Annotated in this window: 11 protein-coding genes and 8 tRNA genes; all 19 read left to right on the top strand. The window is 38.0% G+C overall.

Annotated features, from left to right (window positions below):
- Positions 1-454 precede the first annotated feature (454 nt).
- Positions 455-1519 (top strand): LolA family protein, encoded by a 1065-nt coding sequence (locus tag ACQKIM_RS18435; protein WP_427546571.1) that lies wholly within the window; start codon positions 455-457, stop codon positions 1517-1519.
- A 204-nt stretch (positions 1520-1723) separates the two neighbouring features.
- Positions 1724-2845 carry an alanine racemase gene (gene alr, locus ACQKIM_RS18430; protein ID WP_427546568.1) on the top strand — a complete coding sequence of 374 codons (1122 nt, stop codon included), beginning with the start codon at positions 1724-1726 and terminating at the stop codon, positions 2843-2845.
- Positions 2846-3126: 281 nt separating this feature from the next.
- On the top strand, positions 3127-3390 hold the full coding sequence (locus ACQKIM_RS18425; protein WP_427546565.1) for a hypothetical protein: 264 nt from the start codon (positions 3127-3129) through the stop codon (positions 3388-3390).
- Positions 3391-3394: 4 nt separating this feature from the next.
- Complete coding sequence (locus ACQKIM_RS18420) at positions 3395-3745, top strand: type II toxin-antitoxin system PemK/MazF family toxin (protein WP_004232054.1); 351 nt, start codon at positions 3395-3397, stop codon at positions 3743-3745.
- A 301-nt stretch (positions 3746-4046) separates the two neighbouring features.
- Entirely contained in the window at positions 4047-4448 is a 402-nt protein-coding gene (locus tag ACQKIM_RS18415) for an anti-sigma regulatory factor (RefSeq protein ID WP_427546561.1), read from the top strand.
- 9 nt (positions 4449-4457) lie between these two features.
- The gene (locus ACQKIM_RS18410; RefSeq protein WP_427546559.1) at positions 4458-5456 is read left to right on the top strand and encodes a PP2C family protein-serine/threonine phosphatase; all 999 of its coding nucleotides are present in this window, start codon (positions 4458-4460) and stop codon (positions 5454-5456) included.
- Between the two features lie 73 nt (positions 5457-5529).
- The gene (locus tag ACQKIM_RS18405) at positions 5530-5862 is read left to right on the top strand and encodes an STAS domain-containing protein (protein WP_427546557.1); all 333 of its coding nucleotides are present in this window, start codon (positions 5530-5532) and stop codon (positions 5860-5862) included.
- On the top strand, positions 5862-6332 hold the full coding sequence (rsbW, locus tag ACQKIM_RS18400; protein ID WP_427546554.1) for an anti-sigma B factor RsbW: 471 nt from the start codon (positions 5862-5864) through the stop codon (positions 6330-6332). Before ACQKIM_RS18405 ends, rsbW begins: the two co-directional genes overlap by 1 nt.
- Positions 6310-7095, top strand: a complete 786-nt coding sequence (sigB, locus tag ACQKIM_RS18395) for an RNA polymerase sigma factor SigB (protein ID WP_427546551.1) — start codon at positions 6310-6312, stop codon at positions 7093-7095. Before rsbW ends, sigB begins: the two co-directional genes overlap by 23 nt.
- Positions 7096-7250: 155 nt before the next feature.
- On the top strand, positions 7251-9425 hold the full coding sequence (locus tag ACQKIM_RS18390) for a Tex family protein (RefSeq protein WP_427546548.1): 2175 nt from the start codon (positions 7251-7253) through the stop codon (positions 9423-9425).
- A 65-nt stretch (positions 9426-9490) separates the two neighbouring features.
- Positions 9491-9952: a SprT family protein gene (locus ACQKIM_RS18385; protein ID WP_427546545.1), complete on the top strand. Its 462-nt coding sequence runs from the start codon at positions 9491-9493 to the stop codon at positions 9950-9952.
- A gap of 91 nt (positions 9953-10043) precedes the next feature.
- Positions 10044-10120: transfer RNA gene (locus ACQKIM_RS18380), tRNA-Asn, on the top strand.
- Position 10121: 1 nt separating this feature from the next.
- A tRNA-Glu gene (locus ACQKIM_RS18375) sits at positions 10122-10193 on the top strand.
- A 21-nt stretch (positions 10194-10214) separates the two neighbouring features.
- A tRNA-Asp gene (locus tag ACQKIM_RS18370) sits at positions 10215-10290 on the top strand.
- Positions 10291-10295: 5 nt separating this feature from the next.
- Positions 10296-10367: transfer RNA gene (locus ACQKIM_RS18365), tRNA-Gln, on the top strand.
- 18 nt (positions 10368-10385) lie between these two features.
- Positions 10386-10458, top strand: a tRNA-Lys gene (locus ACQKIM_RS18360).
- Positions 10459-10524: 66 nt separating this feature from the next.
- Positions 10525-10610 (top strand) — tRNA-Leu (locus tag ACQKIM_RS18355).
- A 25-nt stretch (positions 10611-10635) separates the two neighbouring features.
- Positions 10636-10712: transfer RNA gene (locus ACQKIM_RS18350), tRNA-Arg, on the top strand.
- Positions 10713-10722: 10 nt separating this feature from the next.
- Positions 10723-10796 (top strand) — tRNA-Gly (locus tag ACQKIM_RS18345).
- Positions 10797-11032: the final 236 nt, after the last annotated feature.

Genomic DNA, 11032 nt, shown 5'->3' with positions numbered 1-11032 from the left:
GCTACAGAAAACATTTGTTGCTGTCGCTTCGCTTTCGCACAGATAAACAATGCGTCCGGATTTTGAATTGTGCAGGCACAATTCATTCCTTTGAAAATCCGTGCCATCCGCCGGAGGCTTTGGGCCAACAGATGTTTTTTGTGCGAAAGCGTAGTGCTAACGCAGCGGCAGCAACATGATGTTGGTCACTCAGTTGTGTGTTGCTGTCGCTTCGCTTTCGCACAGATAAATTGCCACAGGACGTGGCGTCCTTAGACTGAGTTCCTCTATTTCAGTAGGTGTTTGGATACCCACTGAAAAGAAACCAAAAACCGTATTCATCTCACCATCTGTAGAGGTGGGAGTCTTCTCTGTTGAATGAAGATAAATATATTGCCTGTTCTTCAGATGACATAACTGACAAATAAGGTTCATATATTGTCGTAGTGGATTTGAAAGAAGAAAGGGTGAAAGCGTGGGCAACCGTATAGTTAAATGGCTCGTCTTAATTTGTACAATATTACTTCTGTCAGCGTGTGGTACAGCCTCACAGGAAAAAGTGTTGAAGAAGGTTAATGGTAAATGGGCAGAGACAAATGGTTATGAGTTAAATGCCTCGATGGAGATTAAATCGGGTGGAGAGCCAAGGAAATATGATGTAACCGTTTGGCATACTAAACCTGACTTTTATCGAGTAGAAGTAGTAGAAAGTGGGAAAGATGTTTCACAGATGATAGTACGAAATGCAGATGGAGTGTTTGTAGTTACACCAACTTTGAACAAAATGTATAAGTTCCAAAGTGACTGGCCAAAGAAAAACAGTCAGGCATATTTAATAGGTGCTCTGGCAGAAGATTTAGCTGAAGATAAAAATGTAGTCATGAAAGAGCAAGAAAAAGCATATATATTTGAAGCAGCTACTAGAAATAGCTATAAAAATAGTATGCCTCATCAAGTGATTACAGTAGATAAAAAAACATTGCTCCCAACTTCTGTAGTCATAATGAATGACGTAAAGGAAGAACAAATACGTATTACATTTAAAAATATAAAATTAGGTGTTCAACATGCTGCCAAGGAATATGCAGTTGAGCAATTTACGGAAACAGATCAAACAAAAGGTGAACAAGCTGCTCCTCCAGAAAAGGATGATAAAGGTGAAAAAGATGGTAAAGAAGCAGTAGGTGCTGAAATTGAAAATAAAGAGTTCCAAACAAATTACCCTGTTGTTAATTGGGAAAATACGAAGATGACTGGTGAAAAGGTTATCCGTGAGAACGGTATGGATCGTGTCATATTAACATTCGAGGGTGACAAGCCATTTACAGTTATGCAACAACCAGCTACTAAAGAGAGTGCAATGTTACCAGTATCGTCACCAGGTGATCCGGTAGATTTAGGCTTTACAATCGGTGCAATTACAGATACTTCTATTAGTTGGGAAAAGGATGGAGTTGCATTCTTTGTTGCATCAAGTAAATTAACTCGTGATGAAATGATAGAAGTTGCTACTTCTATGACGATAAGTAGTATGAAGTAACTTTTTGCAGCTACAGCTTTCAAATCACTGAAAGCTGTAGCGCTTATTAAGCTAAGTAGCGATTAATCAATGTTTAGAAAGTTTTAAGTTGTATTGTATATTATAGTAGTTATTAAAAGTGAGTATAAAGAACGGTAACATGTGCATTGGAACGAAATTATGACAATACATAATGTTTTAATAAAAAATAAAGAGGGTATCCTAATGATGACACAGCAACATTTTAGACCAACAAAAGCAATTGTAGACTTACAAGCAATCCAACAAAACGTACAAAATTTGAAAAGATTACTTCAACCAGATGTTCAAATTATTGCTGTAGTAAAAGCCAATGCATATGGTCATGGAGATGTAGCTGTTGCAAAAGCAGCCTTGGAAGCTGGTGCAACTATCCTTGCCGTAGCAACACCCGACGAAGCATTACATATTCGAGCACATTTTGAAGAACCTGACATACTAGTTTTGGGCGCGTCTCCAGTTTCGTTTGTACCTTTTGCAGCTCAAAAACGCATTATTCTTACTGTATTTGCAAGTGAATGGGTCCAGCATGCTGCTCGGTTGATAGTACATGAAGCTGACCCCTTACGACTACATATAAAAGTAGATAGCGGGATGGGTAGAATCGGTGTTCGCTCTGAACAAGAGCTTTTTGAGCTGTCTCATACAATTCAAACTGCAAATAATATGAAACTTGATGGGATATTCACACATTTTGCAACAGCAGATGAGGAGGATACATCCTACTTCGATAAACAGGCTCAATTCTTTGAGCAATGCCTATCTGTTTTACCTGAAAAGCCTAGACTTGTCCATGCCTCTAATACGGCTGCATCTTTAGTTAAAGATGCTCATTTACAATATGATGCTGTCAGATATGGTATTTCAATGTATGGATTATCACCGTCGCCTTATGTGGAAAGTATTCTGCCTTTCCAGTTACAGCCTGCATTTACACTTGAAAGTGAGCTTGTCCATGTGAAGCAATTACAAGCAGGTGATTCTGTTGGCTATGGAGCTACGTTTGCTGCTTCAAAAAATATGTGGATAGGGACAATACCAGTAGGCTATGCAGATGGGGTAATTCGTAAATTAGGTGGACAAGAAGTATTAATTGATGGTCAAAGAATGCCGATAGTCGGACGAATTTGTATGGATCAATGTATGGTTGCCTTACCAAAAGCATATGCTATAGGGGAGAAGGTAACACTTATTGGTCGTCAAGGGAAAGATGTCATTTCAATTGATGAATGGGCAGCTAAACTTGAAACCATTAATTACGAAGTACCATGCATAATTACCGCAAGAGTACCTCGAATATATATTTAGAAGCAGGCACAAAAATAGTTACACTATACAGCTTTGAACAACGACTTTCTTTCATAATTGGTGAATGATAACACTGGAGAAAATATAAATTCACTAAAAACTTAATTTGCTGATTGTTGCTAATAAGATGAATCGGCACATACCTTCGACAACCTACATATTTTTACAACTTGTCCTTCAAATTGTCAGATATTTTGTCATTTCATGTCTTTTCAACAATATCTTTCAATGATAGAATGAGTAGTAATGAAAAGTGGATGGTTCCGTTGGAGGTGCTTGCTGTGTACGAGAAAAAGTTAAGAGAAGCTACAATTGCTGTTCAAGACAGACTATTTCTACAAACAAAGGAAGTAATTGAAGGTGAATCGTTTGCGCGTGTTTTGTCGCGCAATATTTTAATGCAGGAGCAACCAAATCAAATACGGGAAGCTATGATGAAAGGATATGTTGAAATGTCTCATATAAATCTGATGATTGCAAGTGAATGCTTGCATGCGGAATATGAAGCACAACATATGGTGGAGCGTCTCGTTAGCGGGGGATGACACTTTGAATGTAAAACGTGGTGACGTTTTTTTTGCAGATTTATCGCCGGTAATTGGGTCCGAGCAAGGAGGAACTAGGCCGGTGCTGATTATTCAAAATGATATTGGCAATCGATTCAGTCCGACTGTCATCATCGCAGCTATAACTGCACAGATTCAGAAAGCAAAGTTACCGACTCATGTTGAAATCAATGCTGAAAAGTATGGTTTTGAACGTGACTCGGTTATTCTGCTCGAGCAAGTGCGAACAATCGACAAGTCAAGATTGACGGATCGTATAACGCAGCTTGATCATGCAGTGATGGAGAAGGTTGATGGTGCACTGATGATTAGTTTAGGGCTTGTCAAATTTTGATATACATATATGTATAGAGGCATCGAGATGAAAAATCATCTCGATGCTTTTTTGTATTATACTCTCAAATTCTACATTACCATAAATTGAATTTGTAATTCGAAAATGGTATTAATAGATTTAAGGAGAAAATAAGATATCATTCAAAATAGATTTTTGAAAAAAATATAGAAAGGTTTATGAAAATATACATAGAATATACCCTTTATAAGATAATTATGAAATGAAATCAACTATAAAAAATAATTCAGGTTGAATAAAAGTGTAAAGTATAACTGCGAAAGGAATTGGGGGGACAGCGGTGGCAATGAGGTCTTCGGTTGAAATTATTACTGAATGGGATATAGTTACAGCAAGACAACTGGGGCGCAATGAAGCAAAGGCACTTGGATTTGGCACTGTTGATCAGGCTAGAATAACTACAGCTATTAGTGAATTGGCTCGAAATATATACTTATATGCAAATGTAGGTTTCATTGAAATCGAAAGAGTTGAGACGGACACAGAAAAGAAAATAATGATTATTGCAACTGATCAAGGTCCAGGAATAAAAGATGTTCGCAAGGTAATGGAGGATGGTTACTCTACTTCTGGAGGACTTGGGGCAGGTTTACCAGGCGTGAATAGATTAATGGATACTATGACCATCCACTCAGTTATCGGAGAGGGGACAACCATCAGAGCTGAAAAATGGCTGCGATAGGATGTGGAAATGTTGAATCAATTAGAGTCACAATATAAGAAAATTTTGTCGGATTATTTGGCTGACCAAACAGAAAAGAATTTGTATATTGCTCAAAACTTCACACGTCAGTTAATCCAAAAGAATATCTCTCCAGAGGATGTTGTAAGTATTCACAAAAACGCAGTTAGCAAAATATTACCTGATAGAATGAGTGAGGAACAGTCAGCATATGATTTTCTAATTGAGGTGATGGTCCATTATGGCATGGCACATAGAGAGCACCAAAGCTTATTACAGAAACAGGCTGAATATGATTTGGAAATAAAAATCGCTACAAACATTCAAAAAACATTACTCAAAACAGTTGTGCCATATTTGTCTAGTATTGACATAGGAATGATATCGATTCCAATTCGCAAGATGAATGGAGATTATGTACATTTTTTACATGACCGAGAGGATTATTTGAGCGTAGCGGTGACAGACGTGGTAGGAAAAGGTGTCCCGGCTGCTTTATGTATGTCTATGGTGAAGTATGGTCTGGAAACTTTAGAATATACTTATAAAGATCCTTCATATGTGTTAGAAGTTATTAATAGAGTAATTGAAAAAGGCGTGGATGATAGTATGTTTGTTTCCATGTTTTACGGTTGCTTGGATATTCAAAATAATATTTTTTCCTACGCTTCAGCAGGTCATGAGCCAGCGCTCCATTATTGTGCTAGACGAGATGAATTTTTTACTTTGGAGGCAAAAGGTTTATTACTAGGTGTACTGCCTGAAACAAAGTATATATATAATGAAATTACTTTAGAGAAAAATGATATCGTCATGATGATGACAGATGGTGTTACAGAATTTAGATCACATGAAGAATTGAACTCACGAGAGGTTATCACTGCATTGTTAGCAGAGAATAAGCATTTAACAGCCCAAGAGCTATGTAATCTTCTTTATAAACAAATTGAAGAACTACTGGATTTTAAACTATCAGATGATTTTACAGTTGTTATTTTAAAAAAATAGGATTAGAAGGTTTAATTTTTTCCCTAAGCGGGAAATGAAGTACAGTCTAACAAATATGGTGGAGGTGTGCTATATGGACATGGCGATACATTTTAAAGAAATTGATCATAAATTATATGGATTTGTAGAAGGTGAAATTGATACCTTTACTTCCTCAGTCCTTCGAGAAGAGCTAGAGGCTATAAAGATTACTGAAGGGTTAGAAATAGAACTTAATTTATCAAAAGTAAATTATATGGACAGTACAGGTTTAGGTATTTTTGTATCCTTTTATAAAAAAGCATTACGTGAGAATGGCAAAGTAAAACTTGTTGGTTTATCGAATAGATTACAAAGATTATTTGAAATTACTGGATTAAGCGATTTAATGGATATTGAAACTGATAAAAAGGTGGAATTAAGATAATGAAGGAATTTGATTATATTGAGATAAGGGTTCCTGCAAAACCGCAATTTGTCAGTGTAATTCGGTTAACGGTTTCTGGCTTGGCTAGTCGAGTTGGCTTTAATTATGATGATATCGAGGATTTAAAAATCGCAACAAGTGAAGCAGTTACGAATGTAGTACATCATGCATATAAGGATGACGAAGAGGGTGAAATCGTTATTGGGTGTGCCTTGTATGAAAATAAGTTAGAAATGATGATTGCGGACTACGGAAATAGTTTTAATTTTGAAGAGATAAAGTCAAAAATTGGTCCATATCATCCAGGAGAGAGTATAGCTGGTTTACGTGAAGGTGGTTTGGGACTCTATTTAATGGAAACTTTGATGGATGAGGTGATGATTAATAACGATGGTGGCGTAACTGTCTTTATGACAAAGTATGTCGCTAGGGAGCAGGTGGAAAAAAATGTCGAAAGAATCACTACATAAGTCTTCGTCCAATGAAGATGTACTAGAGTGGATTGCATTGTACCAATCAACGGAGGATGATGAAGCGCAAACAAATTTAGTGATTCATTATCGATATTTAGTTGAAGCCATAGCACGTAAGTATACGAATGGGAAATCTTACTACGATGATCTTATTCAAGTAGGTATGCTAGGGTTACTCGGTGCTATTAGACGTTTTGATACCAATGTTGGTAGTAGTTTTGAAGCATTTGCTGTACCAACGATTGTTGGAGAGATTAAACGTTTTTTACGCGATAAAACATGGGATGTTCATGTGCCAAGACGTATAAAAGAGTTAGGACCACGAATTAAAACAACAGTGGAAGCGCTGACCATTGAGTTGCAGCGTTCTCCATCTATCAAAGAAATTGCAGATCAATTAGAGGTAGAAGAGGAAGAAGTTCTCGAGGCTATGGAGATGAGTCGTAGCTATCAAGCTCTTTCAATGGATCATTCAATTGAGTCAGATTCTGACGGGAGTACAGTAACCTTATTTGATATAATGGGTAAAGTAGATGATGGCTACGAAATAACCAATAAAAGATTAATTGTTTTGGATGCTATGAACGTTTTAAATGATAGGGAAAAGCAAGTCATTCAGCTTACATATTTAGAGCAGCTTAGTCAAAGAGAAGCTGGAGAACTATTAGGAATTTCTCAAATGCACGTATCCCGAGTACAAAGAAAAGCAATAAAGAAATTACAAGAGGTTATCTTAGCAAGTGGTGGCGTTTCGCTCTAAACTTTTATATTGGGGCATTTATTGCTAAAGCTAATCAAAAGTAATAGTTGTCTCCTAAGTCATTAAAATAGTTTACTCTAAGTTCTGAGTAGACTATTTTTTTGCATTTTTAGTAAAGTGGAATGGTAAAATGAAAAGAAAAAGGTAGTGATGATGTGGATCAAAAGCAATTGTTACAGCTTATTGCAAAGGATGTTGCAATCAAGCCAGGGCAAGCAGAGGCTGTTATTAAATTATTAGAAGAGGGAAATACCGTACCGTTCATAGCGCGCTATCGAAAAGAAGCTACTGGGTCCCTTGATGAAGTGCAAATTAAAGCTGTAGAGGAGCGTTATCACTACATACAGCAACTTGAACAACGCAAAGAAGAGGTTATTCGATTAATTCAAGAACAAAATAAGTTAACGCCAGAATTAGAACAAGCTATCCAAGCGGCAATTGTTTTACAGAGGGTAGAAGATTTATATCGACCGTATAAACAAAAGCGTCGTACAAAGGCGACAATTGCAAAAGAGAAAGGCTTAGAACCTCTTGCGGATCTTTTAGTAGAATATCGTCCTGATATATTAGAGCAATTGGCTGCCGAATTCATAGATGGGGAAAACGTTACAAACACAGAGGATGCATTAGCTGGTGCAAGAGACATTTTAGCCGAGCGCTTTGCTGATGACGCAGCAATCCGTGAAAAAATTCGTGCGTATTCATGGAAAGATGGACTACTCGTAACAAGTGTGAAAAATGCAGAGGCTGATGATAAAAATGTTTTCGAAATGTACTATGAGTATGAAGAGCCTGTAAATCGTATTGTTCCTCATCGTATTTTAGCGGTAAATCGTGGAGAGAAAGAAGAAATTCTAAAGGTTACGATAAATGTTCCAGTAGAGCGTGTATTAATGATTATGTGGAAAGAATGGATTCCTGCAACTGGTTCTTCTCCAGCGATTTCAGAGGTCAAGCTTGCGATAGAGGATTCTTATAAACGCTTAATCCAGCCTTCAATTGAAAGAGAATTACGAAATGAGCTTACTGAAAAAGCTGAAGCACAGGCTATTCATATCTTCTCAGAGAACTTGCGCAATCTGCTTTTACAGCCTCCTATGAAAGGAAAATATGTATTAGGTGTAGACCCAGCTTATCGTACTGGCTGTAAGTTAGCAGTTGTAGATGAAACCGGGAAAATGTTAGAGGTTACAGCCATTTATCCTCACCCTCCTAAGCCGGACATAGCAAAATCAAAGGCAATTGTGAAGGGATTATTAGAAAAGTACCCAATTCAAATAATTGCTATTGGTAATGGGACTGCCTCGCGCGAAACAGAACAATTTATTGCTGATGTTATAAATGAGCTTGATACCGATATAGCCTATGTTATTGTCAATGAAGCGGGTGCATCTGTTTATTCAGCATCTGACATTGCCCGGGCAGAGTTTCCGAATTTACAGGTAGAGCAACGTAGTGCAGTTTCCATTGCACGTCGTCTACAAGACCCTTTGTCAGAGTTAGTGAAAATTGAGCCTAAGGCGGTTGGGGTAGGTCAGTATCAACACGATGTATCGCAAAAGAAATTGACTGAATCCTTAACGTTTATTGTAGAGACAGCCGTGAACCAGGTGGGTGTAGATGTTAATACTGCATCAGCCTCTCTACTACAACATGTTTCAGGGTTATCAAAAACTGTTGCCGAGAATATTGTGAAGATGCGAGAGGAAAATGGGCAGTTCAAGACACGTTCTCAATTAAAGAAAATTCCACGACTTGGGGCTAAAACGTACGAGCAAGCAATTGGTTTCTTACGTATACCTGAAGCAAAGAACCCATTTGATGCGACGGGAATTCACCCTGAAAGCTACAGTTTGGCTGAGCAAATATTAGAGGTTGCACAAATTAATAAAAATGAGCTTGGTACTCAGAAGGCTGAGGAAGCGATTGCTACCCTTAATGTTCAAAATTTAAGTGAGGTACTTGATATTGGGGTTGTTACAGTCCGTGATATCATAGATACATTAATGAAGCCAAGCCGTGATCCACGTGATGCATTCCCACAGCCACTGTTAAAAACAGATGTATTAAAGATGGAAGATTTACAAGTTGGCATGGAATTGCAGGGGACGGTCAGAAATGTTGTTGATTTCGGAGCCTTTATTGATATTGGTGTGAAGCAGGATGGACTTGTGCATATTTCTAAATTACAAAAAAAACGTATTAAGCATCCTTTAGAAGTAGTTTCGCTAGGAGATATTGTAACAGTTTGGGTAGAACAAATTGATGCAAAAAAAGGGCGCATTTCATTAACTATGTTACCGCCTAAAAATCAAATAATGGAAATGTAATAAAATGAGACCACACTGTCTATACTACGCAGTGTGGTATTCTTGTTGTTAGAGGTGATCTTAATATGAACAATGAGGAACTACAAAAGCTTGTCAGTAGAATATCATTAGAAAGTTTCCAAAAGCCTTTTATGCATCAAGCATATTTTAATGCAAGGCTACGTTCTACTGGCGGACGTTATCTCTTACAGTCACACAATATTGAAATTAATCCAAAAGCATATGAATTGTATGGTCTTGAGGAGGTAAAGGGCATTGTTCGTCATGAGCTTTGCCACTATCATTTACATTTAGAGGGTAAAGGTTACCAGCATCGAGATAGAGATTTTCGCGAGCTGTTAAAAAAAGTGAATGCTCCTCGGTTTTGTTCAACTCTTCATACTTCTAACACTTTGCGAAAAAAGCAAAGTCGACCCTATACATATTCGTGTGTTAAATGCCAACAGTTATATGTAAGAAAAATTAGGATGAATGTAGAGAAATACTGCTGTAGCAAATGTTTAGGCCGTTTAAAATTACTGGAATAAAAAAAACTAAGAAAAAGTGTTGACATTTACTTGAAATGTCACTATAATAGTAAAAGTCGACAAGATAACTACGACAAATAACATGAATTATTCCGAAGTAGCTCAGTTGGTAGTAGCACCTGACTGTTAATCAGGTTGTCGCAGGTTCGAGTCCTGCCTTCGGAGCCATGGCCCCTTGGTCAAGTGGTTAAGACACCGCCCTTTCACGGCGGTAACACGGGTTCGAATCCCGTAGGGGTCATTTTGAAAATATAGCAACATTGGTCCCGTGGTGTAGCGGTTAACATGCCTGCCTGTCACGCAGGAGATCGCCGGTTCGATCCCGGTCGGGACCGCCACTTATTGGGGTATAGCCAAGCGGTAAGGCAACGGATTTTGATTCCGTCATGCCTAGGTTCGAATCCTAGTACCCCAGCTATTCATTTCTTAATTTGAGCCATTAGCTCAGTTGGTAGAGCATCTGACTTTTAATCAGAGGGTCGAAGGTTCGAGTCCTTCATGGCTCATCTTTTTAAGAAAAAAGGTTGATTTTTCGGATTATCATAGTATAATAAGAAAGTTCCTAATTGAATGCGGTCGTGGCGGAATGGCAGACGCGCTAGGTTGAGGGCCTAGTGGGGGCAACCCCGTGGAGGTTCAAGTCCTCTCGGCCGCACCAAGTCGATTTTGAAATATTTATATTTGCGCCCGTAGCTCAATTGGATAGAGCGTCTGACTACGGATCAGAAGGTTGTGGGTTCGACTCCTGCCGGGCGCGCCATAATAAAAATGCGGGTGTAGTTTAATGGTAAAACCTCAGCCTTCCAAGCTGATGTCGTGAGTTCGATTCTCATCACCCGCTCCAAAAAAACTTTTAAAAAACTATTGACAATTACACTTATATGTAGTAAGATATAGTAGTTGTCGCTAAAGACGACATTATGAACCTTGAAAACTGAACAAGCAAAACGTAATCAATAAAGTTTTAAGTAGCTAGCTTCTGCTAGTGAACAAAGCAAAAATTTTGGACATCAAAATTGATGCCAGCAAAACAATTTGAGCTAATCAAATTTCTTTTATGGAGAGTTTGATCCTGGCTCA

It is taken from the genome of Lysinibacillus sp. NPDC047702, assembly GCF_050272555.1.
In the GTDB taxonomy this organism is placed as follows: Bacteria; Bacillota; Bacilli; order Bacillales_A; family Planococcaceae; genus Lysinibacillus.
This window is presented reverse-complemented; position numbering and strand designations above follow the sequence as displayed.

Bases quoted from the DNA above. Each gene is read 5' to 3' on its own strand.
- alr (WP_427546568.1), top strand. From the start codon at position 1,724: ATGATGACACAGCAACATTTTAGACCAACAAAAGCAATTGTAGACTTA.
- ACQKIM_RS18410 (WP_427546559.1), top strand. From the start codon at position 4,458: ATGTTGAATCAATTAGAGTCACAATATAAGAAAATTTTGTCGGATTAT.
- ACQKIM_RS18405 (WP_427546557.1), top strand. From the start codon at position 5,530: ATGGACATGGCGATACATTTTAAAGAAATTGATCATAAATTATATGGA.
- rsbW (WP_427546554.1), top strand. From the start codon at position 5,862: ATGAAGGAATTTGATTATATTGAGATAAGGGTTCCTGCAAAACCGCAA.
- sigB (WP_427546551.1), top strand. From the start codon at position 6,310: ATGTCGAAAGAATCACTACATAAGTCTTCGTCCAATGAAGATGTACTA.
- ACQKIM_RS18385 (WP_427546545.1), top strand. From the start codon at position 9,491: ATGAACAATGAGGAACTACAAAAGCTTGTCAGTAGAATATCATTAGAA.